The 24,884-nt window shown below is 68.2% G+C and carries 26 protein-coding genes; 7 read left to right on the plus strand and 19 right to left on the minus strand.

Annotation, left to right across the window (positions count from 1 at the left end):
- Positions 1–89: 89 nt before the first annotated feature.
- The 6 genes from der to DA69_RS06910 all read right to left on the minus strand — a co-directional run bounded on the left by der (position 90) and on the right by DA69_RS06910 (position 5,479).
- The gene (der, locus tag DA69_RS06885; protein ID WP_064108280.1) at positions 90–1,715 is read right to left on the minus strand and encodes a ribosome biogenesis GTPase Der; all 1,626 of its coding nucleotides are present in this window, start codon (positions 1,713–1,715) and stop codon (positions 90–92) included.
- A 31-nt stretch (positions 1,716–1,746) separates the two neighbouring features.
- A complete protein-coding gene (locus DA69_RS06890; RefSeq protein WP_025976691.1) occupies positions 1,747–3,168 on the minus strand; it encodes a PQQ-like beta-propeller repeat protein in 1,422 nt (473 codons plus the stop codon).
- A gap of 24 nt (positions 3,169–3,192) precedes the next feature.
- Positions 3,193–3,957 carry a tetratricopeptide repeat protein gene (locus DA69_RS06895; RefSeq protein WP_025976690.1) on the minus strand — a complete coding sequence of 255 codons (765 nt, stop codon included), beginning with the start codon at positions 3,955–3,957 and terminating at the stop codon, positions 3,193–3,195.
- Positions 3,958–4,103: 146 nt separating this feature from the next.
- On the minus strand, positions 4,104–4,526 hold the full coding sequence (locus tag DA69_RS06900; protein ID WP_025976689.1) for a hypothetical protein: 423 nt from the start codon (positions 4,524–4,526) through the stop codon (positions 4,104–4,106).
- Positions 4,516–5,073 carry an RNA polymerase sigma factor gene (locus tag DA69_RS06905; RefSeq protein WP_025976688.1) on the minus strand — a complete coding sequence of 186 codons (558 nt, stop codon included), beginning with the start codon at positions 5,071–5,073 and terminating at the stop codon, positions 4,516–4,518. Before DA69_RS06905 ends, DA69_RS06900 begins: the two co-directional genes overlap by 11 nt.
- A 25-nt stretch (positions 5,074–5,098) precedes the next feature.
- Positions 5,099–5,479: a DUF6249 domain-containing protein gene (locus tag DA69_RS06910; protein ID WP_025976687.1), complete on the minus strand. Its 381-nt coding sequence runs from the start codon at positions 5,477–5,479 to the stop codon at positions 5,099–5,101.
- Positions 5,480–5,665: 186 nt separating this feature from the next.
- Here DA69_RS06910 and DA69_RS06915 point away from each other — a divergent pair, with 186 nt between their 5' ends.
- On the plus strand, positions 5,666–5,902 hold the full coding sequence (locus DA69_RS06915) for a DUF2188 domain-containing protein (RefSeq protein WP_025976686.1): 237 nt from the start codon (positions 5,666–5,668) through the stop codon (positions 5,900–5,902).
- Positions 5,903–5,916: 14 nt separating this feature from the next.
- Here the strand turns inward: DA69_RS06915 and DA69_RS06920 are convergent, their stop codons facing one another.
- From DA69_RS06920 to DA69_RS06930, 3 genes are all read right to left on the minus strand, one after another.
- On the minus strand, positions 5,917–6,270 hold the full coding sequence (locus DA69_RS06920; RefSeq protein ID WP_025976685.1) for an ArsC family reductase: 354 nt from the start codon (positions 6,268–6,270) through the stop codon (positions 5,917–5,919).
- Positions 6,271–6,642: 372 nt separating this feature from the next.
- The gene (locus tag DA69_RS06925) at positions 6,643–6,984 is read right to left on the minus strand and encodes an ArsC/Spx/MgsR family protein (RefSeq protein ID WP_025976684.1); all 342 of its coding nucleotides are present in this window, start codon (positions 6,982–6,984) and stop codon (positions 6,643–6,645) included.
- 27 nt (positions 6,985–7,011) lie between these two features.
- Positions 7,012–7,470: a hypothetical protein gene (locus DA69_RS06930; protein ID WP_025976683.1), complete on the minus strand. Its 459-nt coding sequence runs from the start codon at positions 7,468–7,470 to the stop codon at positions 7,012–7,014.
- Positions 7,471–7,587: 117 nt separating this feature from the next.
- On the opposite strand from DA69_RS06930, the gene DA69_RS06935 reads away from it, so the two are divergent.
- The 4 genes from DA69_RS06935 (at position 7,588) to astB (ending at position 12,794) form a co-directional block, all read left to right on the plus strand.
- Complete coding sequence (locus DA69_RS06935; protein ID WP_025976682.1) at positions 7,588–8,847, plus strand: hydrolase; 1,260 nt, start codon at positions 7,588–7,590, stop codon at positions 8,845–8,847.
- 4 nt (positions 8,848–8,851) lie between these two features.
- Positions 8,852–9,859 carry an arginine N-succinyltransferase gene (locus tag DA69_RS06940; protein WP_025976681.1) on the plus strand — a complete coding sequence of 336 codons (1,008 nt, stop codon included), beginning with the start codon at positions 8,852–8,854 and terminating at the stop codon, positions 9,857–9,859.
- A gap of 14 nt (positions 9,860–9,873) precedes the next feature.
- Complete coding sequence (gene astD, locus DA69_RS06945; RefSeq protein WP_025976680.1) at positions 9,874–11,289, plus strand: succinylglutamate-semialdehyde dehydrogenase; 1,416 nt, start codon at positions 9,874–9,876, stop codon at positions 11,287–11,289.
- 173 nt (positions 11,290–11,462) lie between these two features.
- Complete coding sequence (gene astB / locus DA69_RS06950; RefSeq protein WP_025976679.1) at positions 11,463–12,794, plus strand: N-succinylarginine dihydrolase; 1,332 nt, start codon at positions 11,463–11,465, stop codon at positions 12,792–12,794.
- A 339-nt stretch (positions 12,795–13,133) separates the two neighbouring features.
- Here astB and phhA read toward each other — a convergent pair whose 3' ends face one another.
- Entirely contained in the window at positions 13,134–14,009 is an 876-nt protein-coding gene (gene phhA / locus DA69_RS06955; protein ID WP_025976678.1) for a phenylalanine 4-monooxygenase, read from the minus strand.
- Positions 14,010–14,210: 201 nt separating this feature from the next.
- Between phhA and DA69_RS06960 the strand changes: the two genes are divergently transcribed.
- Entirely contained in the window at positions 14,211–15,311 is a 1,101-nt protein-coding gene (locus DA69_RS06960; protein ID WP_025976677.1) for a Ppx/GppA phosphatase family protein, read from the plus strand.
- A 168-nt stretch (positions 15,312–15,479) separates the two neighbouring features.
- On the opposite strand, the gene DA69_RS06965 is transcribed toward DA69_RS06960, so the two are convergent.
- The 5 genes from DA69_RS06965 to gyrA are packed head-to-tail and all read right to left on the minus strand — an operon-like array spanning position 15,480 to position 21,369.
- Positions 15,480–16,364, minus strand: a complete 885-nt coding sequence (locus DA69_RS06965; protein ID WP_025976676.1) for a peptidylprolyl isomerase — start codon at positions 16,362–16,364, stop codon at positions 15,480–15,482.
- A 32-nt stretch (positions 16,365–16,396) separates the two neighbouring features.
- Positions 16,397–17,218, minus strand: a complete 822-nt coding sequence (locus DA69_RS06970; protein ID WP_035302124.1) for a peptidylprolyl isomerase — start codon at positions 17,216–17,218, stop codon at positions 16,397–16,399.
- Positions 17,219–17,244: 26 nt separating this feature from the next.
- Positions 17,245–17,730, minus strand: coding sequence for a pantetheine-phosphate adenylyltransferase (gene coaD, locus DA69_RS06975; protein ID WP_025976674.1), 486 nt, complete (start codon positions 17,728–17,730; stop codon positions 17,245–17,247).
- A 54-nt stretch (positions 17,731–17,784) separates the two neighbouring features.
- Positions 17,785–18,588, minus strand: coding sequence for an aminotransferase class IV (locus DA69_RS06980; protein WP_025976673.1), 804 nt, complete (start codon positions 18,586–18,588; stop codon positions 17,785–17,787).
- Between the two features lie 6 nt (positions 18,589–18,594).
- Entirely contained in the window at positions 18,595–21,369 is a 2,775-nt protein-coding gene (gyrA, locus tag DA69_RS06985) for a DNA gyrase subunit A (protein ID WP_025976672.1), read from the minus strand.
- A gap of 123 nt (positions 21,370–21,492) precedes the next feature.
- Here gyrA and DA69_RS06990 point away from each other — a divergent pair, with 123 nt between their 5' ends.
- Positions 21,493–22,104 (plus strand): superoxide dismutase family protein, encoded by a 612-nt coding sequence (locus DA69_RS06990; RefSeq protein ID WP_025976671.1) that lies wholly within the window; start codon positions 21,493–21,495, stop codon positions 22,102–22,104.
- Between the two features lie 6 nt (positions 22,105–22,110).
- Here the strand turns inward: DA69_RS06990 and DA69_RS06995 are convergent, their stop codons facing one another.
- From DA69_RS06995 to DA69_RS07010, 4 genes are all read right to left on the minus strand, one after another.
- Positions 22,111–23,067, minus strand: coding sequence for a DMT family transporter (locus tag DA69_RS06995; protein WP_051582061.1), 957 nt, complete (start codon positions 23,065–23,067; stop codon positions 22,111–22,113).
- Positions 23,068–23,157: 90 nt separating this feature from the next.
- The gene (ssb, locus tag DA69_RS07000; RefSeq protein ID WP_025976669.1) at positions 23,158–23,652 is read right to left on the minus strand and encodes a single-stranded DNA-binding protein; all 495 of its coding nucleotides are present in this window, start codon (positions 23,650–23,652) and stop codon (positions 23,158–23,160) included.
- A 91-nt stretch (positions 23,653–23,743) separates the two neighbouring features.
- Positions 23,744–24,166: a hypothetical protein gene (locus tag DA69_RS07005; protein WP_025976668.1), complete on the minus strand. Its 423-nt coding sequence runs from the start codon at positions 24,164–24,166 to the stop codon at positions 23,744–23,746.
- Between the two features lie 2 nt (positions 24,167–24,168).
- Positions 24,169–24,837, minus strand: a complete 669-nt coding sequence (locus DA69_RS07010; protein ID WP_025976667.1) for a hypothetical protein — start codon at positions 24,835–24,837, stop codon at positions 24,169–24,171.
- Between the last annotated feature and the right edge of the window lie 47 nt (positions 24,838–24,884).

Raw genomic sequence — 24,884 nt, forward strand, 5'->3', positions numbered from 1 at the left:
GCCGCATAGCCCGCGCCTCATCGACACAGGACCGCGTCGCAACCCTGCAGGCGCCGACCTGACGACGCCCGCATGAAAGAAGCGGCGCCTTAGCGCTTGGCGCCGCCCTTCTGGCCCGTACGGACGCGGCCCGAGCGTGACACTTGCCGCGCGCCGCCCCGGGCGCCCTTGCCGATGAAGGCGTTGGAGCCCGACTTCTTGGACGCGCTGGCCTTCAGCCCGCCCAGCGGCTTCACCTTGGGCTTGATGCCGGCCTTGGCCTTCTGCTCCAGCGCCTTGCCGGGCAGGTTGGACAGCTTCTCGGCCTTCTCGGCCTTGATGACCCGACGCGGCGCGGTCTTGGCGTCGCCCTTGAAGCGTTCCGGCCCCGACTTGGCGCCGCCCGCGGCATAGGGGTTGGCCGAGCCCGACTTGACGTTCAGGCGGATGGGCGTGCCCTGCAGGTCGAAGCTCTCGCGGATCGAGTTGACCAGATAGCGCTTGTAGTGGTCCGGCATCGCCTCGGCCCGGCTGGCCATCATCACGAACGTCGGAGGGCGGGCCTTGGTCTGGGCGATGTATTTGGGCTTGATGCGCTTGCCGTCCACGGCGGGCGGCGGGTGCCTCTGCGTCGCCAGGGACAGCCAGTCGTTCAGGTCCTTGGTCTTCACCTTGACCGACCAGGTGTCATAGGCCTGAAGCACGGCGGGCATCAGGCGCTCGACGCCGCGCCCATTGAACGAGGACAGGGCGACAAACGGCGAGCCGCGCAGCTGCGGCAGCTTTTCGTCGGCCAGACGCTTCAGCTCGGCCAGACGCGACTGGGGCTCTTCTTCCAGGTCCCATTTGGCGGCGACATAGACCAGCGCCCGCCCTTCCCGCTCGACCAGATCGGCCAGCTGCAGGTCCTGGGTGTCGAAGGCGTCGTCCTTGTCCATCACCATGATCACCACCTCGGCGAAGGTGATGGCGCGGATGGTGTCGGCGACCGACAGCTTTTCCAGCTTCTCCTGGACGCGGGCCTTTCGGCGCATCCCGGCGGTGTCGATCAGGCGGATGTTGCGGCCTTCCCAGACCCAGTCCACCGAGATGGAGTCGCGCGTGATCCCCGCTTCCGGCCCGGTCAGCAGGCGGTCGTCGCCGATCAGGCGGTTGATCAGGGTCGACTTGCCCGCGTTCGGGCGTCCGATCACGGCGATGCGGATCGGCTTTTCAGGCTCGTCGACTTCCTCGATGAAGATGTCCGCCGAGGCCGCCAGAACCGCCTGATACAGATCGGCCATGCCTTCGCCGTGCTCGGCCGAGATCGGCACCGGCTCACCGAAGCCCAGGCCGTGCGCCTCGCCCACGCCCCCGCCGCTCTCGCGGCTTTCGGACTTGTTGGCCAGCAGGATGATCGGCTTGTGCACCTTGCGCAGGCGATCGGCGAAGATGCGGTCCAGCGAGGTCACGCCTTCGCGCGCGTCCATCATGAACAGGATCAGGTCCGCGTCGTCGATCGCCGCCTCGGTCTGCTCGCGCATCCGGGCTTCCAGGCTTTCGTCGGTGACGTCCTCATACCCCGCCGTGTCGATCAGGGTCAGATCCATGTCGCCGATCACGCCGTCGGCGTAGCGGCGGTCGCGGGTCACGCCGGGGCGATCATCGACCAGCGCAAGGCGCTTGCCGACGAGGCGGTTGAACAGTGTCGACTTGCCCACATTGGGGCGGCCGACGATGGCGACCTTCAGAGCCATGTCGGCCTTCTAGCTTAAATCGAGGAAAAGGTCAGCGGATGCTGACCAGCTGACCCTTGTCGGTCAGAACGTAAAGCGCGCCGTTATAGGCGGCCGGGGCGATATAGGCGGCCGAACCCAGCTTCAGGCTGGCGGTCTGCGCGCCGGTCTTCGGATCAAAGGCCACCGCCTCGCCGTCCGAGTTGACCAGAACCAGACGGTTGGACGCCATGATCGGACCCGACCAGACCGGGCGCACGGTGCGCTTGCCGAAGCCCAGGAAGCCGCCTTCCTTGCGCACGCGGCCTTCGTTCAAGTCGCGGGTCCAGTAGACCTGCCCCGTCTCGCGGTTGACCACGGTCAGCTCGCCCGACTTGGACACCACATAGAGCACGTCGCCGACCGGCAGGGGCTGGTTCACGCCCGCCACCGGCAAGGACCACTTCGGCTGGCCGCTGCGCAGATCCATCGACTGCAGCACGCCCGACTGGCTGACGGCGTAGACCTGGCCGCGGCTGACCACCGGGCGACCGGCGATGTCGCGCAGTTCAGACAGGGCGCTGGTGCGGCTGGTGCGCGACAGCACCTGCTCCCACACCGGCTGGCCGTTCGAGGCCTGCAGGGCCACGATCTGACCCGAGGAGAAGGGCGCCACCACCGTGCCGCCGCTGACCGCCGGGCTGGAGGCGCGCATGATGCGGGCCGGCTCGGTGATGCCGCGATAGGACCAGTCCTGCTGGCCGTTGGCCACGTTGAAGGCCATCAACTGGTTGTCGACGTCGACGACATAGACCCGCTGGCCCGACACCGTCGGCGCGCCGTGGATCGGCAGATCCACCGAGGTGCGCCACAGCTCGGCGCCCGTATTGGCGTCGAACGCCGTCATGACGCGATAGCCGGACGAGACGAAGACCTTGCCGTCGCTGACTGCGAGACCGCCGCCGAAACCGCCGCCGCCCGCGCCGCCGCCGAAGCCGACGCCCAGGATGCGGCGACCGCGGTCGGCCTCGTCGACCTTGACGCTGGCCTTCCACGCCACCTGGCCGGTGCCGGCGTCAACGGCCGTCACGCCCGCCTCGCCGTCCAGCACGAAAATCTTGCCGCCGTCGGCGACGACCGGCGACATCACCTGATTGGTCCGCCCCGATCCGGCGCCGATGTCGCGCCGCCAGGCGACGGCGAAGTCCGGCGCGGCGATGACGTGCTCGACGGCGTTCTCGGCGTTGCCGCCCGGCTGGCTCCAGCTGGTGGCCGCCTGCGGTCCGGGCAGAAAGAAATCGCGGCCCGACAGAGCGGCCGACGGCGTCAGCTGCTGTTCGAACTCAAGAATGGATATCCGTTGGCCTTCGCTGGCGGTCGCCACCGGCTCCTTGTCGCCGCCCAGGCCGAACGGCAGGACCTTGCGAACGGTGCCGCAGGAGGCGACGGTCATCGCCAGGCCGCACAGCAGAGCGACTTTCAGGGTTTTGTTCATGCGAATCATCCCGAAGGCGTCAAATCAAGGGCGAGCGGCCGGGGCCGCAGCGGCGGGAGCGGCGTCGGCCGCGACCGCAGGAGCCGCCGTCGCGGCGGGCGTCGGCAGGGCCGCAGCGGCCTTGACGATGGCGGGCAGGCTGGCCGCCGTGCCGGTGTCGATCGCCTGAACGGCGGCCTGGGCGCGCTGACGCACCGGGTCGGGCACGTCCTGTCCCAGTTGCAGCTGAACGAAGGCCTGACGCGCCTCGGCGGTCTTGCCGTGCTGCAGCTGCGCCATCGCCAGCGCCTCCTGGGCGAACGGTTGCAGCGGGCGCTTGTCGCCGGCCAGCGGCTCCAGACGCTTCTGCACGTCTTCCAGCGAACCGGTGTCCATGACCAGGAAGGCGGCCTTCAGCGCGGCCATGTCCGACAGGATCGGATCGCGCGTCGCCTTGGCGGCTTCGTCGAACAGGGCGACGGCTTCAGTCGTCTTCTTGTCGGCCAGCGCCAGTCCGCCCTGTTGCATCAGGGCCAGGACCTTATAGCCGCCCCCGGCCTTGACGGCCTCGGCGAAGGCGGCGTCGGCTTCGGCCGACTTGCCCGACTGCAGGGCTTCGACGCCCTTTTCATAGGCGGCCGAGGCCTTGTCGGCCTGCGAGGTCACATAGGACTGCCAGCCCCACCAGGCCAGGGCCGCGACCAGGGCGACCGCCAGAACGCCGCCCAGAACGGGCAGCCAGGTGCGGGCCAGACGCCGATAGCGTTCGGAGCGAAGCTCCTCCTCGACTTGTTCGAAGACATCAACCACGAAGCGTCGCCCCAAAAAATGCAGCCAAGGCCGAACATTAAAAACGCCGCGACCCTAGAGGTTCGGCGTCATCGCCGCAACGCAGGCATTGGGCGCGAAACGGCTTTTTCCAGCCCTAAGCCGGGACTGGGGCGGGAAAACGGCGCTCAGATCTGTTGCGACAGCTTCACCGCCCCCGCCGCCAGCAGGGCGACCAGCACCCCGGCCGTGGCCCAGAACATCTGCATCCCGCCCATTGAGCCCATCGCGCTGAGCGCTGCATCGCCCAGCCCGGACCGCTCCAGCAGCGACTGAATCGCCACCCCGCCCTGAGCGCCGGCCGAATCGAGCGACCCGGCGGCGGCCTCGGCGGCGAAGCCTTCCGGGCCCAGATGGAAGTTGACGTTCAGCAGTTCGCGCACCGCGATGACCCCGCCCGCCAGCCCCGCCACGGACAGGGCCATCGAGCGGAACCGCGACGCCTTGTTCAGCCGCGCCGCCACATCGGCTTCAAAGAAGACCGAATCGGGGAACTGCGGCGCCTGGGCGAACAGGCGCTCGATCGCAGGGTCGAATTCATCAGCCGACATGGGATGCGCTCCCGAGTGCAACCGGCCCCGGCTGGAGCCGGGCCCGAAGTTTATCCAGACCACGCTTGACATGAGATTTCACCGTTCCAAGCGGCAAATTCATGGCCGCGGCGATTTCCGGGTGCGACAGCCCCGCGCCATGGCACAGAGAGACGCACAGGCGTTCAGCCTCGCTGAGGCCCTTGAGCGCCTCGTCCAGATCGACGCGGCCGGCGCTGTCGACCGCGGGCGCGGCGTCTTCTGTTTCCGTTTCAGCCACATACCGCGCCTCCTTCGAGATACGCTTTAGGTACAGGCGCGCGGCGATGCGCTTGATCCAGGCGGCGAAGGTGCCCTCGCCCCTGAACTCGGCGCATTTCTCGAACGCGAGCAGAAAGGCGTCCTGAGCCACGTCGTCGGCCAGCGCCGGCTGGGCGCCCATGCGGCGCAGCAGGCCCCGCACCGTCGAGCCGTGCCGACGAACCAGCTCGCCGAACTCGCGGCGGCCGCCCGCAGCCGCCAGCCCGGCCAGCTCGACATCGTGCAGATCGCGTAAAGGTTTAGCCATGACGGCATCCCTGCCCCGATCCGCCTTAGCCCCTGTTCTTGTTGAAGATGCTCAGGATGATGAAGGCCAGACCGATCATGCCCGGAATCGCCGCCCCGCCCGCGATGGGATAGAAGGCGTCGCCGGCCTTGAAGCTGATCATATAGCCCATCAGACCGATGCCGATCGCCACCGACAGCAGGATCACCCCCGTCCGCAGATCGCGCATCGCCGTGGCGGGCGGCTTCACGTTCTCCTTGCTGATGGCTTCAATCACCTCCGGCGGCAAAGACTGACCTTTTTCGATCGAAGCGCGCAGCGTGGCCTGCATCTCTCGCCGTTCCTTGCTCTTGAGCCACGTCGGCACAATGACAATGGCGGCGATCATCGCAAACAACGTGAGAGGGATGAGGATTTCATTGTCCATGATGTCGACCTTTTGGATCCCTGTTCGGCCGAGCCTGGTACGGCGGCCTTCTGATCACAAGAGGCGGCGATGATGGCCTACGGATGCAGCCCCGCGCATGAACTCTTCGTAATGCGTCACCACAGCGTGACTCGACACGCTCCGGGCCGCGTTCAACGGTGTCGCTAGACCCTTCGGAGGCGCCGAATGAACATCACCTATCGCATCGTGCAGCACGACGGCGGCTGGGCCTATCAACTGGGCGACAGCTATTCCGAGACCTTCCCCAGCCATGCGGCGGCGCTGGCGTCGGCCTCGGCGGCGGCGCGCGAACAGCGCGTGCCGGACCGCACCTCCTGGATCGAGTATGAAGACGCCTCGGGCCAATGGATCACCGAACGCGCCGATGGCCGCGACCGCCCCGACGCCGTCGTCGAGGACTGAGCCCCAGCCGCGTCTCAGCGCTTCAGCGCCTCGGCGTAGATGTCCGGCTTGAAGCCCAGCAGCGTCCGCCCGTCGCCCAGATCCAGCACCGGCCGCTTGATCATCGACGGCTGGGCCAGCATCAGGTCCACCGCCTTGGCCGCGTCGATATCGGCCTTGTCGGCGTCGGGCAGCTTGCGGAAGGTCGTGCCCGCCCGGTTCAGCACCTTCTCCCAGCCATGCTCGGCCACCCACCGCTCCACCTCGGCGCGATTTGCCCCTGCGGCCTTATAGTCATGGAAGTCATAGTCCACGCCGTTCTGATCCAGCCAGACGCGCGCCTTCTTCATCGTGTCGCAGGCCTTGATGCCATACAGGGTGCGGGTCATGGGCGAACTCCAAGCGTGACAGACAGCCGGGGTCTGGCATCGAAGCGCGGAGGGGTCAATTTTCTCGTCACATGAAGAAATCTTCACTCGACGGACCAACGCTTACTTGAAAGAGTCAAGTTATCAAACGGATCCGGAGGAAGAGATGAAGCTTGCGGCGGCCTTAACGACCCTAATGCTCATATCGGCCTGCTCCGAGCCCCGTCATGAAGTCAGTGTAAAGGTGACGACGCCTGTTGAGGCGGGCAAGGTCGCAGGCGTCCAACAATCTGTCGAAGCTCGCGCCGAAGTCCCCGCAGAAGCGACAGAAGCCATTGAATCCCATCTTCGAGCGCAAGCGCGGGAATCTGAAGCTCAGAAGCCCGCACGCCCCTAAAGCACCTCCAGCACCGCCTCCACCGGCCGCCCGATCGCTGCGCCCTTAGGCGTCTCGACGAGGGGACGCTCGACGATGACCGGGCTTTCGATCATCGCGGCCAGGATCGTCGCCTCATCCGCGTCCTCGGCCAGAAGCTCTGCGGCCTTCGCCTCCTTCTTGCGCAGCAGGCCCTTCAGCCCCCCACCCGTCCCGCGCGCCAGACGGTTCAGCGTCTCGGCGTCCCAGCCGGTCTTCAGATACTCGACCACCGTCGGCTCGAGTCCCCGCTCGCGCAGCAGCTCCAGCGCCTTGCGCGAGGTCGAGCATTTCGGGTTGTGATAGAGGGTGACGGTCATGGACGAACTCCTGTCTGTGCTTTGGACCTAGGCCGTGGGGCCGTCTTTCGCCAGCGCCGTCGCCCCGCGCAGGCCGCCGATGTGCAGCAGCAGGCACAGGACCATCGCCGCCCCCGCCACGCCGAAGCTCCAGCCCGGCAGGCCCGCCGCGCCCAGCGGCGCGCCGACCATCAGGCTGACCGACAGGGCGCTGAGTTCATAGATGGCCCACACCATGCCGAAGCCCGGCAGCAGCCGGTTCGGACGGCGCCATTGCACCCATCCCAAGCCAAAGGCGATGGCGGCGAAGACGACCGCGAATCCCGCCGTCGTGCCGCGCATGGCTTCATGCTCCGGCGCTCCCATGAACCAGACCAGGGCCGCCTGCAGCAGGCCGACCGCGCCCCAGATCCAGAAGGCGATGGCGCTGCCGCGCGCCAGCGCCGCCGCCGTCTCGGCCGAATCGACCGGGGCGAAGGGTTGGGGCGGTGCGATCCGACGGTTCATGCGCGACTCCCTGACTGAGGCGGCGAAACTATCCCGCCGGACGCCGAAATCCCAAGGGCGTGAGAGAGATATCGCCCCGCCTTCACCTTTTTCCCGCGCCCGTCTAGGGTCGCCGCCATGCGGATCGAACCTCAGGATCAGGCCGTGCTGGACCACGTCGCGGCCCGTGGCGACGCCATTGTTCAACGCGCCATCGACTGGTCCGACATCAACTCTGGTAGCCGCCACGCCGAAGGGCTGGCGCGGGTTCTCGACGTTCTGGACGCCACGGCGCGCGCCGCGTTCGGCGCGGCGGCGACGGTCGAGCGCGTCCCGACCCAGGGCTCCACCACCGTCGCCGACAGCGGCGCGGTGATCGCCGAGAGCTATGCCGATTGCTTGAAGATCACCGCCCGGCCCGAGGCGCCGCTTCAGGTCGTGCTGACCGGCCACTATGACACCGTCTTCCCCGCCGACAGCGCCTTCCAGCGCGTCGTCACGCGCGACGACGGCGCCCTGAACGGCCCCGGCATCGCCGATATGAAGGGCGGGATCAGCGTCATGCTGGCGGCGCTGGAAGCCTTCGAGACCCATCCTGACAAGGCCCGCGTCGGCTGGACCGTGCTGCTGTCACCGGACGAAGAGATCGGCTCGCCCGCCTCGGCCCCCCTGCTGGCTGAGCTGGGCGCGCGCGGCCACGTCGGCCTGACCTATGAGCCCGCCCTGTCGGACGGAACCCTGGCGGGCGAGCGCAAGGGCAGCGGCAACTTCCACCTGATCGTCACCGGCAAGGCCGCCCACGCGGGCCGCGCCTTCCACGAGGGCGCCAACGCCGTCGCCGGCGCCGCCATCATCGCCGCCCGCCTGCACGGCCTGAACGGCCAGCGCCAGGGCGTCACCGTCAATGTCGCCAAGATCGCCGGCGGCGGCCCCCTGAACGTCGTGGCCGACAACGCCGTGGTCCGCTTCAACGTCCGCGTGCCGGACGCGCAAGCCGCCGCCTGGATCGACCAGACGGTGCGCGCCATCACAGCCGAGCCGCCCTTCCCCGGCCTGACGCTGGACCTGCACGGCGGCATGACCCGCGCGCCCAAGCCGATGGACGCGTCGCAGACCGCCCTGTTCCACGCCGTGCGCGACGCAGGCGAACTGCTGGGCCAGACCATCGCCTGGAAACCGTCGGGCGGCGTCTGCGAAGGCAACAACCTGCACGCTGCGGGCCTGCCCAACGTCGACACCCTGGGCGTCGTCGGCGGCGACATCCATTCGGATCAGGAGTTCGCCTTGCCCGCCAGCTTCGTCGAACGGGCGCAGCTATCCGCCCTGATCCTGTGCAAGATCGCCTCGGGCGAGATCGACGCCCTCAAACTGAAACAGCTCCGACTGGAGACGATGTAACCGCATGCTCGTTGTTCGCCCCGCCGGCCCCGCCGACCTTCACCACCTGCTCGAACTGGCCATCCTGTCGGGCCCCGGCTTCACCAGCCTGCCCGAGGACGCCGATGTCCTGAGCGAGCGGCTGGAGGTCTCGGCGGCCAGCTTCGCCGGAAAGCTAGGTCCCGAGGCGGCGTGGTACACGCTGATGCTCGAAGACGGCGACACGGGCGACATCGACGGCGTCGGCTCGGTCAAGGCCACGGTCGGCCTGAACCGGCCGTTCTTCTCGTTCCGCGTGGTCAACAACACCGTGCAGTCGCCGTCCCTGAACGTGAAGCTGAACCATCAGACCCTGGTGCTGGTCAACGAATGCACCGGCTGGACCGAAGTCGGCTCCCTGTTCCTCAAGGCCGACCGGCGCAAGGGCGGCGCCGGGCGCCTGCTCAGCCAGTCGCGCTATATGCTGATCGGCGCCCAGCCGGACCTGTTCGCCGACAATGTGCTGGCCGAACTGCGCGGCGTCTTCACGCCCGACGGCTACTGCCCCTTCTGGGACCATGTGGCGCACAAATTCTTCCCAATGGACTTTGACGACGCAGATCGCATGACCGGCTCGACCGACAAGCAGTTCATCCTCGACCTGGCGCCGCGCCACCCCATCTACATCGACCTGCTGCCCGAACCGGCCCGCGCCGTGATCGGCAAGGTCCACCCGCAGGGCGTGCCCGCCATGGCCCTGCTGGAAAGCGAAGGCTTCCGCCCCAACGGTCTGGTCGACATCTTCGACGCCGGGCCGACGGTGGCCTGCGGCCGCGACAACATCCGCACGGTCCGCGACGCCCGCGTCCTGACCGCCCGCATTGAGAACGAGGTCGAGGTCGACCTGCCCTCCCTCGTCTCGACCGACAGCGTCGCCGCCTTCCGCGCCGTGCGCGCTCGCGTCCTGGTCGACGGCGACCTGGCCCGCATGACCCCCGACGTCGCCGCAGCCCTGAAGATCAAGGACGGCGCTGTCGTCCGCGTGAAATCCTGAATCGAGTACCCGCCATGACCCGTTTCACCTCCACCAACCCCGCCACCGGCGAAACCGTCTGGGAAGGCGAAGCCGCCTCCCAAGCCCAGGTCGGCGCCGCCGTCGAGGCCGCCCGCGCCGCCTTCCCCGACTGGGCCGACCGCCCGCGTCAGGACCGCATCGACGCGGTGAAACGCTATCAGGCCGTCCTGAAAGCGCGCGCCCCCGAAATGGCCGAAGCCATCGCCAGAGAGACCGGCAAGGCCCTGTGGGAGACGAAAACCGAACTGGCCTCCATGCAAGGCAAGGTCGACATCTCGATCCGCGCCTATGACGAGCGCACCGGCGAGCGCACCACCGACACCGCCTTCGGCCGCGCTGTCCTGCGTCACCGCCCGCACGGCGCCTCGGCGGTGCTCGGCCCATTCAACTTCCCCGGCCACCTGCCCAACGGCCACATCGTCCCGGCCCTGCTGGCGGGCGACACCGTGGTGTTCAAGCCCTCCGAGGAAACGCCCCTGACCGGCCAGTTGATGGCCGAATGCCTTGAGGCCGCCGACCTGCCCAAGGGCGTGTTCAACATGGTGCAGGGCGGGCGCGACACGGGCGCGGCCCTGCTGGACCAGCGCATCGACGCCCTGATGTTCACCGGCTCGGGCGCGGCGGGCGCGCACTTCCGGCGCAAGTTCGCCGACGATCCCCACGTCATCCTGGCGCTCGAGCTGGGCGGCAACAACCCGCTGGTCGTCTGGGACGCCGCGGACGCCGAGGCGGTCGCCGGCATCGTGGTCCAGTCCGCCTTCGTCACCACCGGCCAGCGCTGCTCGTGCGCGCGCCGCCTGATCGTGCCGGAAGGCGGCCAGGGCGACGCCATCGTCGAGGCCGTGGCGGCCATGTCGGACCGCCTGAACTTCGCCCCTTGGGACAGCGACCCCGAACCCTACGCCGGGCCGCTGATCTCGGAGAAGGCCGCCGGCAACGCCCTCGCCGCCCTGCAACAGCGCATCGACGCGGGCGCGCGCGTTATCCGCTCCTCGGGTCCGGTCGACAACCTGCCGGGCGCCTTCGTCAAACCTGCGATCATCGACGTCACCGGCGTCGCGGTCGAGGACGAAGAGATGTTCGCTCCCTTCCTGCAGGTCATCCGCGTGCCGACCTTCGACGCCGCCATCGCCGCCGCCAACGCCACCAAATACGGCCTGTCCGCCGGTCTGGTCAGCGACGACGCCAAGCTCTGGGACCGCTTCATCAACCGCATCCGCGCGGGCGTGGTGAACTTCAACCGTCCGACCACGGGCGCGGCGGGCGACATGCCCTTCGGCGGCCTGGGCGCCTCCGGCAACCACCGCCCCAGCGCCTACTACGCCGCCGACTACTGCGCCTATCCGGTCGCCAGCTTCGAGGCCGGCTCGGTTAAGAACATCGAAAGCGAGATCAAGGGCTTGCGCTAATGCCTTCTCCCCTTGTGGGAGAAGGTGGCTCGCGGAGCGAGACGGATGAGGGGTGTCAGCGCCATGTTGGATAGTTCAAACTCAAGGTCCCGGATGATCGGAAGCGGCGCCGCCGTCACCCCTCATCCGAGCGCCTCCGGCGCCCACCTTCTCCCACAAGGGGCGAAGGAAGCATGACCGCCATCGAAGCCAACGCCGACGGCCTGATCGGGCCGACGCACTCCTATGCGGGCCTGTCGCCGGGCAACCTCGCCTCCAGCCTGAACAAGGGCGAGGCGTCGAACCCGCGCGCGGCGGTGCTGCAGGGCCTCGACAAGATGAAGACCCTGGCCGACCTGGGCCTGCCCCAGTTCGTCCTGCCCCCGCATGAGCGGCCGAACATCCCCTTCCTGCGCGACCTCGGCTTCTCGGGCTCCGACGCCCAGGTGCTGGAACGCGCATGGAAGGAAGCCCCCTCCTTCGCCGCCGCCGCCTGTTCGGCCTCGCCCATGTGGGCCGCCAACGCCGCCGCGGTGACGCCCAGCGCCGACGCACGTGACGGCCGCGTCCACTTCACCCCCGCCAACCTGATCACCAACCTGCACCGCAGCCTGGAGCATGATCAGACCAGGCGCGCGCTGGACGCCCTCTTCCCCGACGCCAGCCGCTTCGCCGTCCACGACGCCCTGCCCTGCGTCGCCCATCTGGCGGACGAGGGCGCGGCCAACCACGTCCGCCTGTGCCGCGACCACGGCGAGGCGGGCGTCAATCTGATGGTCTGGGGCCGCGAGGCCTGGGAGCACTGGGACGGCCCCTACCCCGCCCGCCAGACGCGCGAGGCGTCGGAAGCCGTCATGCGCCGCCACGGCGCGTCCGGCGCCGTCCTGGCGCGTCAGGGCAAGGCCGCCATCACGGGGGGCGCCTTCCACAACGACGTGGTCTGCGTCGGCGCCCTGGACACCCTCTTCTTCCATGAGCTGGCGTTCGAGGACACGGACGCGACCAAGGCCGCCATCCGCGCCGCCGCCGTCGGTTTCGAGCCCCAGTTCGTCGAGGTCTCGACCGCCGACCTGCCGCTGGACGACGCCATCAGCTCCTATCTGTTCAACTCCATGCTGATCCGGGTTCCGGGCCAGGACCGCCTGACCCTGATCTGCCCGACCGAAACGCGCGACAACCCGCGCAGCCATGCGGTGGCGCAGAGCCTCGCCGCCTCCAACGGGCCGATCGGCCAGGTCGAATACGTCGATGTGCGCCAGTCGATGCGCAACGGCGGCGGCCCGGCCTGCCTGCGTCTGCGCGTCGTCCTGACCGAGGCCGAACTGGCGGCGACCAACCCGGCCATGCGCCTGACCGAGGCGGTTCACGCCCGCCTCAGCGACTGGGGCCGCCGCTGGTATCGCGACAGCCTGACCGCCCGCGACCTGGCCGACCCCGCCCTGCTGGACGAGACGCGCGGCGCGCTCGACGAACTGACGCAGATCCTGAACCTGGGCGGCGGCTTCTACCCGTTCCAGCGCGCTTAGGCCCTTCTCCCCTTGTGGGAGAAGGTGTCAGGCGACAGCCTGACGGATGAGGGGGAAGCGCCGTCGCTCACCGATCACCCGCGCCGTCTCTGTCGCACGCCCCCTCATCCGACCCGCTACGCGGGCCACCTTCTCCCACAGGGGGAGAAGGAAGAAGCTACGGCATCGCCGACCATCCTAGTTCGATCTCCCAATCCCGGAAAAACATGGGCTCTGCGAGCGCCCGGCAGGCTTTCACCCGCCCGCCCTTCGCCGCGCGCCATCATCGCCTCCCGCCCGCGCCGCGATGGAGATTTCAGACGATTCAGACGAATTGGACTCTGTTTTTCGTCAGCCCCGTCAGGCCGCGAACCGCCCGCCCTTCCTGGCGTAGGCCTGGGTGCCCTGCGTGAAGACCTTGTCCGTCGGCAGCACAGCCTCGATCGGCAAGGCCTCGGCGCCCTTCAGCCGCTCATAGACCGGGCCGAAGTCCTGCAGCGTCACCGTCTTCAGCGCCTCGATGCTGTCGATGACGAAATAGACCTGCTGGAAGTCGTCGATCCGATAGAGGGTCTTCATCACGCGCTCCAGGTCGAAGCCCAGCCGGTTCGGCGAGGGGTCTTCTAGGCTGAAGACGCTCTCGGTCGCCGACGACACGATGCCCGCGCCATAGATGCGAAGGCCGCCCGCCTCCCGCATCAGGCCGAACTCGACCGTGTACCAGTACAGGCGCGCCAGATTCGGCAGCATTCCCAGCGCCGCCGCCCGCTGCCCGCCCTTGCCGTAGGCCTCCATATAGGCGGCGAAGTCGGGGTCGGTCAGCATGGGCACGTGGCCGAACACGTCGTGGAAGATGTCCGGCTCCTGCAGATAGTCCAGTTGGTCCGGCTTGCGGATGAACTGGCCCGAGACGAAGCGGCGGTTGGCCAGGTGGTCGAAGAAGACCTCGTCCGGCACCAGGCCCGGCACGCAGACCACGGTCCAGCCGGTCAGGGCCTGAAGCTTGGGGTTGATGACGTCGAAGTCGGGGATGCCGCCGGCGTTCAGGTCCAGCGCGTCCAGGCCGCGCAGGAAGGCCTCGCTGGCGCGGCTGGGCAGGATCTTCATCTGCCGCTCGTAAAGCGTGTTCCAGGTCTGGTGCTCGACCTCGGTATAGGCCGACCAGTTCTGGGGGATAGTCCAGTCGGCGGCGGCGCCTTCCGGCGGCTGCTCGAAAACGTGCTCGAAGTCGGACATGGAACGCTCCTCACGGCTCTGATGGCCTTTCGGGGCAGATTAGCGCGGCGGTTCGCCGTCGTCACGCATGACTGTTGCAACGCTGGGCCGAGGCCTCTCATTCGTCACCGCATGCGACGACGGACTGGCGCGACAGGGAGTCGCGGTCTAACCTGTCAGGGACGGGCGCCGCTTCGGACCGCCCACATGAAAGCTCGGCCCATGCCGGAGACCCCTGGCGCGCCTGAACGGCGCGACGCGCGGTCCCTGCCTCGGCGTTCCCGCAGCGGCGGGAGCATCGATCGAGACGCCCCTCTGTACGGCGCGCTCGACCTGGGGACCAATAACTGCCGCCTGCTTATCGCGCGTCCGGCGCGTGACGGATTTCGCGTGGTGGATTCCTTCAGCCGCATCGTGCGCCTGGGCGAAAGCCTGTCGCGCACCGGCCGGCTGGACGACCGGGCGATGGACCGGGCCTATGACGCCCTGGCCCTGTGCGCCGAGCGCGTGGTGCGCAAGGGCGTCGATCCCAAGCGCCTGACCGCCGTCGCCACCCAGGCCTGCCGCATGGCCGAAAACGGGCCTGCCTTCGTCGAGCGCGTGCGGCGCGGCACCGGCCTTCGCCTGCGCATCATCGACCCTTCCGAAGAGGCCGCCCTGTCGGTCGCGGGCTGTCTGAACCTGTTCGATCCGCGCGCCGAGGCTGTGCTGGTGATCGACGTGGGCGGCGGCTCGACGGAACTGTCCTGGCTGATGAAGGGCGCGCGCGGGATTGAAACCGTGGCGTGGATGTCGGCGCCGCTGGGCGTCGTCAGCCTGGCCGAGCGCCACCCGGAACCCGAGGGCGAAACCAGCCAATGGTATGAGGCTATGGTCGCCGACTTCGGCGCGGCCATCGCCTCTGGCGGACCGGGCCCGGAATTCCTGGCCCGTATCGAGGCGGGGCGCGGCCATATGGTCGGCACCTCGGGCGCCATCACCAGTCTGGCCGGGATTCATCTTGGGCTGAGGCGTTATCAGCGCGATCTGGTCGACGGTCTGTGGATGACGCGCAGCGACTGCGAAAGAGCGGCCGACCGCCTCATCGCGCTCGGTCCCGCGGGACGGGCGGCGGAAAGCTGTATCGGGCCGGACCGGGCCGACCTCGTGCTGGCCGGGGCCGCTATTCTGGAAGCCGTCCAGCGCGCTTGGCCGTGCGAGCGGGTCCGCGTCGCCGACCGCGGCCTGCGCGAAGGGCTTCTGTTGCAGAAAATGCGCGAGGATCGGCAGCCGAAGCCGCGCCGGCGCAGGCGGCGCAAGCGCGGCGGCGGCGGAGCAGAATAGATGTGCCTTCTCCCTCCCCGTCCCGGGGAGGGTGGTCGGCGCGAAGCGGAGACCGGGTGGGGAGGGCCAGGTGATTAGGGCGGGCTTGAATAGCCTTGCCGCCCCCACCCGGCTTCGGCCCGACGGCCTCAGCCACCCTCCCCGGGACGGGGAGGGAGAGGTTGTGCGTCAGTCCACCTCGACCGGCAGTTCGATGTCGCAGGCCGAGAAGTCCGCCCCTCTGGCTGCTCGGGTCCTCTCGACCAGAGTGCGGAACCCGGCGCTGTCCGGGCTCAGCACCCGCACGGTCGGCCGCTCGCCCTCCGCCAGGTCGCCCGCCACGCGCACCCGCGTCATCCGGTCAGGACCCGTGACGATGCCATCCGGATTGGGGCTGAACTTCAGGGCGCGCACCACATCCAGCCCCGACACGACCCGGCCCCAGATGGTGTAGCGCTTCTCCAGCGCCGGATAGGGCTGGCGCATCAGGAAGAACTGGCTGTTGGCGCTGTCGGGCGCGTCGTCGCGGGCCATGCCCGCCACGCCCGGACAATACAGGCCCCAGGCGTGAACCTTGCGATCCGCCGTCGTCGCCATCACGACGTCGGGCTGAGTCTGGACCGGCAGCGACTGCATAAAGCCGATCAGCGCGCCCGCCGGCGCAGCTATGGGAGCGAAGGGCGTCTGGGCGTCGCGGCGGAAGGTGAACTCGGCCTTGAGGTCGGGATGCCAGCTCTGGCCCTCGCCCGTGCCCAGCGGATCGCCGGTCTGCGCCATGAAGCCGTCGATGACCCGATGCCAGGGTATGCCGTCATAGAAGCCCGCCTTGGCCAGCAGGCGAATGCGGGCGACATGGCCGGGCGCCGCCTCGGGCGTCATCTCGACCAAGATGCGGCCCTTGTTGGTGTCGATGATCAGCAGATTGTCCGGGGCAACGGGGCGCCAGTCGCGGGCGGCGATGGCCGCCGCCCGGTCTTGCTCATCCGCTATCGCGGCGGCGTCCTGAGCCACGGCCGAACCGGCCAGCATGGCGGCCAGCAAGGCCGCCCCGATCGCGTGAAGTTCCCGCTTCATGTCCCCGCCCCTCCCCGAGCGCGGCGCGCGTCTCAGCCGCCCTGCACAGGCGGCTGGACGTCGCAGATGTTGAAGGTCGCGCCCTTCTCAGCACGCGCCGCCTCGACGGCGGCGTTGAACGGCGCCGAACCGGGCACGGCCACGCGGATCGTCGGCCGTTCGGCCTCCGGCATGGCCGAGGCCAGACGCACGCGGCCCATCGCGTCCGCATCCGGACCGACGGCGCCGTCGCCGGCTTCATTGCCCTTCTTGAGCGACTTCACCACGTCCAGCCCTTGAAGCACGCGCCCGAAGACCGTGTAGGAGCCGTTCAGATTATCGTTCTGGCCGGTCATCAGGAAGAACTGGCTGTTGGCGCTGTCGGGCGAGCCGGCGCGCGCCATGCCCGCCACGCCAGGGCAGAACAGCCCTTGCGCCGAGGTCTTGAAGTCGGCGGTCACGAACATCTGGGCGTCCGGCTGGGTCACGATGGGAATAGAGCCCATGACGCCGCGCAGGCCCGGCCCGCTGTTCTCGACCGGCGCGAAGCCGCTGTCGCGCCCGCGCCGGAAGGTGAACTCGCCCTTCAGATCGGGCAGTTCGCTGCCGCCCTCGCCCGTGCCCTTGGGGTCGCCGGTCTGGGCCATGAAGTCGGGAATGACGCGGTGAAATTTCAGCCCGTCATAGAAGCCCTGATTGGTCAGGGTGCGGATGCGCTCGATATGGTTCGGAGCCGCGCGCGGCTCCAACTCCACCAGGATGCGTCCCTTGGCCGTGTCGATCACCCACAGGTTCTCGGGCGACACCGTGCGCCAGTCACTCGACTGGGCGACCGCTCCGCCAGCCAGCAGGGCCACGCCCGTCGCCAGCGCCATCACAGACTTGATCTTCAAACCCGACCTCAAACCTTCTTGACCTTGGCCAACACGCTCGCGGCGACGGCAGGGCTGACGAAGCTGTCGATCCGGCCGTCCAGCCGGGCGATTTCCTTCACCAGTCGCGAGGCGATCGCCTGATGCCGCGGATCGGCCATCAGGAACACCGTCTCGATGTCGCTGTTGAGGCGCTGATTCATCGCCGTCATCTGGAACTCATACTCGAAATCGGCGACCGCGCGCAGGCCGCGCACGATGACGCTGGCGTTCAGTTCCTCAGCGAAGTGCATCAGTAGGCTCGAGAACGGCCGCACCTCGATGTCGGCGTTGAAGCGCGCGACCTCGGCCTTGATCATTTCGACCCGCTCGGCGGTCGAGAACAGCGGGCCCTTGTCGTCGTTCTGAGCCACGCCGATGACCAGACGGTCCACCAGCTTGACCGCCCGCCCGATAATATCGAGGTGACCGTTGGTGACCGGATCGAAGGTGCCCGGATAAAGTCCGATACGCATGGCCAGCGGCCTCCCCATCGTTTGGGCCCGTTTAGCAGGTGCGAAATGAACGGCCTAGATTTTCTGACGCGGCTGTGATCGCCAAAGCGCGTTTAAATGCTGCACTGCATCAGTCGCGGCGGTGAAAACATGGTCGTCGATGGCCGCGATCCCGGCCACGGGCGTGGCGCTGTTGCACGCGAAGGCACCGTTGAAGCGCGGCAGGTCCGACAGGCGCACCACCTCGGTTCGTTGCGGCGACCCGGCGCGATCCAGCGCCTCGCGGATCAGGGTCTGCGTTACGCCGTCCAGCATGAGCGCATCGGGCCAGACCACCGTATCGCCCTGAATAAAGACGACATTCCACAACGAGCCTTCGCAAATCCGGCCCTCAATGTCGGTGAAAAGGGCGTCGTCATAGCCCGCCAGCCGCGCCATGCGCCGCGCCCTCAGCAGGCCCATCGCGGCGACATGCTTCAGATGCGGCGCCTCGCGGGCGTACGTCTGGCTTTGCAGGCGCACCCCGTCGGCCAGCGGCGATGGCGGCGGCGAAACGCTGATCATCACCTGCGGCGCGCCGATCCAGTCCGGCTGACGCAGGGACAGTTCGCGGGAGAACAGGCTGACCCGCAGCCAGGCTTCGGTTCGCCCGCCTAGAGCCGCTCGCATCTGAGCACGCAGGCGTTCCTCGGCGACAGCCTCGCCGAACAGTTCCAGCGCCCAGCGGTCGAGGCGGTCCAGATGTCGGTCTAGCCCGCGCACGCCGCCCTGCTCCACAACGAAGGAGGTCAGGGCGCCGTAGTTGATCAGGGCCTGATGACCCAGGTCCTCAAGCCCGGCAGGACGGCCGTCGATCCAGAGTTCAGGAGCGACGGCCATACAGGATCAGGCCTCGCCGCCCTCGACCGCCGGGGCCTCGCCCGCGTCGCCGTCTTCATCGTCGCCGCCGGAGTCCGCCAGACGCTCGACCGAAACGACCTTCTCGTCCTTGCCGGTGCGGAAGATGGTCACGCCCTGGCTCGAGCGACCGACGATGCGGACCTGGCTGACCGGGGTGCGGATCATCTGACCGCCGTCGGTGACCAGCATCAGATCGTCCGACTCCTCGACCGGGAAGGCGGCGGCCAGGCGCGTGCCCGCGCGGCCGCCCAGGCCGTGGGCCGTCAGCCCCTGCCCGCCGCGACCGGTGCGGCGATACTCATAGGCCGAGGACCGCTTGCCGAAGCCGGTTTCCGTGACCGTCAGAATGAACTGCTCGGCCGCGCCCAACGCGGCGATGCGTTCGGGCGAGATCGGAGCGTCGCCGGCCTCTTCGTCGTCCGCCTCGACCGGGACGCCTTCGTCCTCTGCATCGGCCCCGGCCAGCGCCTTGCGCATGGCGTTGGCGTGTTTGACATAGGCGGCGCGTTCTTCCGGCGTCGCATCGACGCGACCGAGGATAGCCATCGAGATGACCTCGTCGCCGTCCTGCAGGCGGATGCCCCGCACGCCGGTCGAATCGCGGCCCTTGAACACCCGCACATCGTCGGCCTTGAAGCGGATGGCCCGGCCCAGCGCCGTGGTCAGCAGCACATCGTCTTCAGCCGTGCACAGGCCGACGCCGACCATGCCGTCGCCGTCTTCCAGCTTCATGGCGATCTTGCCCGCGCGGTTCACTGTGGCGAAGTCGCTGAGCTTGTTGCGGCGCACGTCGCCCGACTTGGTGGCGAACATGATGTCGTAGTCGCCCCAGGTCGCCTCATCCTCGGGCAGGGGCAGAACGTTCATGATGCTGTCGCCCGGCTCGATCGGCAGCAGGTTGACGAAGGCCTTGCCGCGCGACTGCGGATTGCCCAGCGGCAGTCGCCACGTCTTGAGCTTATAGGCCTTGCCGTTGGTGGCGAAGAACAGCACCGGCGTGTGGGTCGAGGCGCTGAACACGCCGGTGATGGCGTCCTCATCCTTCATCGACATGCCGCTGCGGCCCTTGCCGCCGCGATGCTGGGTCCGATAGGCGTTCAGCGCCACGCGCTTGACGTAGCCCGAGTGGGTGACGGTGACGACCATGTCCTCGCGCGGGATCAGGTCTTCGTCTTCCATCTCGGCGTCGCCCTCGCCGATGAGGGTGCGGCGGTCCACGCCGAACTGATCCTTCACCAGCAGCAGGTCTTCGCGGATGATGGCCAGGACGTTCTTGCGGTCCGACAGGATCGTCAGATGGCCCTGAATGGTGTCGGCCAGGCTGCGCGCCTCGCCGAAGATGTCGTCGCGGCCCAGGCCGGTCAGGCGCGACAGAGTCAGGGCCAGGATGGCGCGGGCCTGCTCGTCGGTCAGACTGATCTTGTCGCCTTCAACCAGCACGGTGCGCGGGTCGGCGATCAGCTCGACCAGGGCCATCATGTCCCCGACCGGCCAGGCCTTGGCCTGCAGCCGCTCGCGCGCCTCAGCCGGGTCGGCCGAGCTGCGGATGATGTGGATCACCTCGTCGATATTGGCGACGGCGACGGCCAGACCGACCAGGACGTGGCCGCGATCGCGAGCCTTGGCTAGCTCGAACTTCACGCGGCGGACCACCACCTCCTCGCGGAACTCGAGGAAGGCCTCCAACAGGGCGCGCAGGCCCATCTGCTCGGGCCGCCCGTGGTTCAGCGCCAGCATGTTGACGCCGAACGAGGATTGCAGCGCCGTATAGCGATACAGCTGGTTCAGGATCACATCGCCCGAGGCGTCGCGCTTCAGCTCGATGACGATGCGCATGCCCGCGCGGTCCGACTCGTCGCGGACGTCGGCGATGCCTTCCAGACGCTTCTCGCGCACCATTTCGGCGATGCGCTCGATCAGGGTCTGCTTGTTCACCTGGAACGGCAGTTCGGTGATGATGATGGCGTCGCGATCCTTGCGGATCTCTTCGATCGAGGCCTTGCCGCGCACGATGACCGAACCGCGCCCGTCGCGCAGGGCGTTGCGCGGGGCCGTGCGGCCCATGATCTCGCCGCCCGTGGGGAAGTCAGGCCCCGGAACGATATCCAGCAGGGCGTCATCCGAGACGTTAGGATCGTCCAGCAGGGCGACCGAGGCGTCGATCACTTCGCGCAGGTTGTGCGGCGGGATGTTGGTGGCCATGCCGACGGCGATGCCGCCCGCGCCGTTGACCAGCAGGTTCGGAATCCGCGCCGGCAGGACGACAGGCTCCAGCTCCTTCTCGTCGTAGTTCGGCTGGAAGTCGACCGTGTCCTTATCGATGTCGGTCAGCAAGGCCACGGCGGCCGGGGCCATCTTGGCCTCGGTGTAACGCATGGAGGCCGGCATATCGCCGTCGACCGAGCCGAAGTTGCCCTGGCCGTCGACCAGCATCAGCCCCATGGAGAAGTCCTGGGCCATGCGCACCAGGGCCATATAGACCGAAGCGTCGCCGTGCGGGTGGAACCGGCCCAGCACGTCGCCGACCACGCGGGCGCACTTCGAATACGACCGCTCGGGCGTCATGTTCAGATCGTGCATCGAATACAGGATGCGGCGATGCACAGGCTTCAGACCGTCGCGCGCGTCCGGCAGAGCCCGGCTGACGATCACGCTCATGGCGTAGTCGAGATAGGAGCGCTTCAGCTCCTCCTCGATGGTGATGGTCGAGATATCGCCCGGCGCCGAAGGGGCGGCGTTTTGGTAGCTGTCGTCGGTCAAGGAAATCAGGCTTTAAATGGCCGGAATCGGAACGTGATCCGCTGTTCCGGTTTCTATCATCCGGGGGGCCTGCTGGCAAAGAAACGCCGCTGAAATCCCCATGCCGAAAAGGACAGGAAAGCCATGCGTCTAGCCGCTTCGAAACTGATCGCTCCCAGCGCTCTCGCCATCACCCTGATCGCCGGGGCCGCTTGCAGCCAGAGCCCGGCCGCGCCGCCGGCTTCCGACGCCGCTCCTGCAGCTTCCACCGAGGCCGCCGCCCGCGCGACGCCGGGTCAGACGGCGCAGGTGGCCATCATCAACGGGCAAGGCGCCGAAGCGGGCAAGGCGACGTTGACGCAAGGCGCCACGGGCCTGCTGATCAAGGTCGAAGCTGCCGGCCTGACGCCCGGCTGGCACGGCATCCACATCCACGCCACGGGCCAGTGCGAGGCGCCCTTCACCTCGGCCGGCGCCCATATCAACCACGGCGATCCGAAGCAGCCGCACGGCCTGCTGAACGCCGACGGGCCCGACGACGGCGACCTGCCCAACGTCTTCGCCGACACGACAGGCGCGGTGAACGCCGAAGTCTTCACCACCCGCGCTCGCCTGGCCGACGCCGGTCCGGGCCAGTGGCTGCTGGACGACGACGGCTCGGCCCTGGTGATCCACGCCAACGCCGACGACCATTCCAGCCAGCCGATCGGCGGCGCGGGCGACCGCGTGGCGTGCGCCGTCATCAAGGCGCAGTAAGCGGGTTCAAACCTTGGCGGGGGCGCCGGCGCGCAGGCCGCGCTCCCCCAGGGCCACCGTCACTACGCCCAGCAAGGAAATGGCGACGCCTATCAGGATCTGCGGCGTCAGCACGTCGCCCATGAACAGGCCGCCGATCATGATGGACACCAGGGGCGACCCGAGCAGATAGGGCGTCACCCGCCCGGCCTCGCGCCGCTGGACCAGCCAGAACATCAGGCTGGTGGCGAACACGGACGAGATCACCCCCGCCCAGATCAACGTGCCCCACACCAGCGGCGTTGCAGCCTTGGCGGCTTCCCACTGCCCGTTCTCGAACAGCGCCGACCCCAGCGTCAGCACCGGAAACGCCATCAGAGCCAGGAGCCCCTGCATCTTCAGGGGCGGGATGGAGGTCGTCCGGCGCGCGATCACCGTTGTCAACGCCCAGGCCGATGCGCCCAGCGCGCCCACCAGAATGGCCTTCCAGTCGTTCAGCGCGTGGGGATCCAGCGTCATCCACGCCACGCCTGCGAAGGCGATCACAAGACCCACCGTCGCCATCCTCGAAATCCGCTCGCCCAGCATCAGAAAGGCGAACAGGGAGGTCAGGGGGATCCACAGCTGGGTGGCGACCGTCACCGGGCTGACGTCATGGGCCAGCCAGAAGGCCAGATAGATCAAGCCATAGTGGATCGGGCCGCCCACCACGGCGATGATCAGCAGGCTCTTCCAGTTCGGGAACGGCGGCCGCACGAACCAGACCAGACAGGCCGCGGCGATGGCGAAACGCAGCGCGCCCGTCATCAGCGGCGGCAGCATTTCGGTGGCGACCTTGGCGGCGGCGTTGTTCACGCCCCAGATGACCAGAACGGCCACGATAGCCGCGATTTCAAGCGGCGTCAGCGCGTGCGGGGAGGAGGAGGAGCTGGACACGCCCTCATGCTTGCCACAAGGCGCGACCTTTCGCCTCTCACGAAGCATGAGCGGAGGTTACCCCTCCCCTCGCATCACAACGAAAAGGCCGCGCCCCCAGCGGAGGCGCGGCCTTCATTTTTCGATCCCGCTGAACCTTTAGAACGGAATGTCGTCGTTCAGATCGTAGCTTTCCTTCGGGCCCGAGGGTTTGTTGGCGCCGCCGGTGGAGAAGCCCGAGGAATAGTCGTCGTCGCGACCGCCGCCGTAGCCGCCGCGATCACCGCCGCCCTGGCTGTCGCCACGGCCGCCCAGCATGGTCAGCTGGCCGTTGAAGCGCTGGATGACGATCTCGGTCGAATACTTCTCGACGCCCTGCTGATCCGTCCATTTGCGGGTCTGCAGCGAACCTTCGATGTAAACGGTCGAGCCCTTCTTCAGATAGTTCTCTACCACCTTGACGATGTTGTCGTTGAAGATGACCACCGAGTGCCACTCGGTCTTTTCCTTGCGCTCGCCGGTCGACTTGTCGCGCCAGGTTTCCGAGGTGGCGATGCGCAGGTTGGCGACGCGGTCGCCGTTGTTCAGCGAACGGATTTCCGGATCGCGGCCCAGATTGCCGATGAGGATGACCTTGTTGACGCTGCCCGCCATGACGAATGTCCTTTTATCTTCTTGCGTCGAGTCCTAGCGGATTTCGACGAGATGTTCCAGTTTTGTTCACGCCCAATTCCGGGCGCTGAAATCAGTTCGGAGCGACCGCGACCGGGCGTCCGTCGATCTGGCGCTGGATCGCGCCCGGAATGGCCAAGCGGCCGTCCCCCGTGCGCGCCAGGGCGAAGAAGCGCGGGCCGTCCAGGGACTTGCCGAACTTGACCCCCGCGCGATCGATGAAGATGAACTGCCCCTGATAGGCGCCGACCATCTCGGTCTTGCTGCCGCCCAGACGCAGGAAGCGCAGACGCATCTCTTCCAGCCGCGCGGCGCAGAACTCGATCTGCGGCTGGTCGCGGGCGACGACGTTGAAGCGCACGCCCCCGCCCTCAGCGTCCTGGCCCATGTGGTAGCAGACGCCCGTCCCGCCCGGCGCCTCCGCCTTCTTGGCGCAGGCGCCCAGAGCCGCAGACGCCGCGACAATCGCCAGCAGGGTGATCGAAGCGCGGCTCATGCTCACAGCTCCGGGAACTGACATTGGCGGTCCTGCTGGGCCAGGGTGCGGAAACGATTGTTGTCGGTCGACTGCTCCACGCGGCGCGGGACCAGACGCAGGGTCGTGTCGCCCCACCGGCCATAACGCGCCTCGCCCGGCGCGACGCAGGTTCCCGAATAGAGAGCCTGAACACAGGCCGCCAGGCTCATATTGCCCGACACCTGGCGCCATTCCGAACCGGTGTGACGCAGGCAGGCCGTGCCCGAGGTCGAAGGCGCCGCGCGCGTATCCTCGACGGCGCCCGGCTGGCCCGCAGGGGCGATCTCGACCGCCGGGGTCGAAGGCAGTTCCGGCGGCGGCGCGAAGGACGCGGTCGGCGCCGCGACGAGCGAGCCCGAAGCATCCAGCCCCACGTCCAGGGCGCTGGTGGCCACGCCGTTGCGCTGGGCGCAGTCAGCCAGGGTCGCCAGGCCGACGAACTGGCCATCCACGAAGCAGCGCAGTTCGCGCGTCGGCTCCAGCGTAGGGGCCTCGGCCACGTCGATGGTCAGGCCGCCCTTGGACGCAGGCGGCGGCTCGGACGGCGCATCCTTGCCCCCGCTGAAGACCAGGGCGGCGGCCACGGCGCCGACGACGGCCAGGCCGGCGCCGACGATCAGAACCGTACGATTGTCTTTCGAAAGGGCCATGCAGCTCTCAACGCGCCAAAGAAGGCCCCACTAACCCCGAGCGCCCC

The organism is Brevundimonas naejangsanensis (assembly GCF_000635915.2).
GTDB lineage: Bacteria > Pseudomonadota > Alphaproteobacteria > Caulobacterales > Caulobacteraceae > Brevundimonas > Brevundimonas sanguinis.

Coding starts and splice junctions, on each gene's coding strand:
- DA69_RS06990 (WP_025976671.1), top strand. CDS start 21,493: ATGCGTCTAGCCGCTTCGAAACTGATCGCTCCCAGCGCTCTCGCCATC.
- DA69_RS06915 (WP_025976686.1), top strand. CDS start 5,666: ATGAACATCACCTATCGCATCGTGCAGCACGACGGCGGCTGGGCCTAT.
- DA69_RS07005 (WP_025976668.1), bottom strand. CDS start 24,166: ATGAGCCGCGCTTCGATCACCCTGCTGGCGATTGTCGCGGCGTCTGCG.
- DA69_RS06970 (WP_035302124.1), bottom strand. CDS start 17,218: ATGGCGCTGGCGACGGGCGTGGCCCTGCTGGCTGGCGGAGCGGTCGCC.
- DA69_RS06925 (WP_025976684.1), bottom strand. CDS start 6,984: ATGACCGTCACCCTCTATCACAACCCGAAATGCTCGACCTCGCGCAAG.
- DA69_RS06900 (WP_025976689.1), bottom strand. CDS start 4,526: ATGTCGGCTGATGAATTCGACCCTGCGATCGAGCGCCTGTTCGCCCAG.
- DA69_RS06960 (WP_025976677.1), top strand. CDS start 14,211: ATGCCGGAGACCCCTGGCGCGCCTGAACGGCGCGACGCGCGGTCCCTG.
- DA69_RS06920 (WP_025976685.1), bottom strand. CDS start 6,270: ATGACCCGCACCCTGTATGGCATCAAGGCCTGCGACACGATGAAGAAG.
- astB (WP_025976679.1), top strand. CDS start 11,463: ATGACCGCCATCGAAGCCAACGCCGACGGCCTGATCGGGCCGACGCAC.
- DA69_RS06890 (WP_025976691.1), bottom strand. CDS start 3,168: ATGAACAAAACCCTGAAAGTCGCTCTGCTGTGCGGCCTGGCGATGACC.
- DA69_RS06910 (WP_025976687.1), bottom strand. CDS start 5,479: ATGGACAATGAAATCCTCATCCCTCTCACGTTGTTTGCGATGATCGCC.
- DA69_RS06930 (WP_025976683.1), bottom strand. CDS start 7,470: ATGAACCGTCGGATCGCACCGCCCCAACCCTTCGCCCCGGTCGATTCG.
- DA69_RS06965 (WP_025976676.1), bottom strand. CDS start 16,364: ATGAAGCGGGAACTTCACGCGATCGGGGCGGCCTTGCTGGCCGCCATG.
- phhA (WP_025976678.1), bottom strand. CDS start 14,009: ATGTCCGACTTCGAGCACGTTTTCGAGCAGCCGCCGGAAGGCGCCGCC.
- DA69_RS06935 (WP_025976682.1), top strand. CDS start 7,588: ATGCGGATCGAACCTCAGGATCAGGCCGTGCTGGACCACGTCGCGGCC.
- ssb (WP_025976669.1), bottom strand. CDS start 23,652: ATGGCGGGCAGCGTCAACAAGGTCATCCTCATCGGCAATCTGGGCCGC.
- DA69_RS07010 (WP_025976667.1), bottom strand. CDS start 24,837: ATGGCCCTTTCGAAAGACAATCGTACGGTTCTGATCGTCGGCGCCGGC.
- astD (WP_025976680.1), top strand. CDS start 9,874: ATGACCCGTTTCACCTCCACCAACCCCGCCACCGGCGAAACCGTCTGG.
- der (WP_064108280.1), bottom strand. CDS start 1,715: ATGGCTCTGAAGGTCGCCATCGTCGGCCGCCCCAATGTGGGCAAGTCG.
- DA69_RS06905 (WP_025976688.1), bottom strand. CDS start 5,073: ATGGCTAAACCTTTACGCGATCTGCACGATGTCGAGCTGGCCGGGCTG.
- DA69_RS06995 (WP_051582061.1), bottom strand. CDS start 23,067: ATGCTTCGTGAGAGGCGAAAGGTCGCGCCTTGTGGCAAGCATGAGGGC.
- DA69_RS06980 (WP_025976673.1), bottom strand. CDS start 18,588: ATGGCCGTCGCTCCTGAACTCTGGATCGACGGCCGTCCTGCCGGGCTT.
- coaD (WP_025976674.1), bottom strand. CDS start 17,730: ATGCGTATCGGACTTTATCCGGGCACCTTCGATCCGGTCACCAACGGT.
- DA69_RS06940 (WP_025976681.1), top strand. CDS start 8,852: ATGCTCGTTGTTCGCCCCGCCGGCCCCGCCGACCTTCACCACCTGCTC.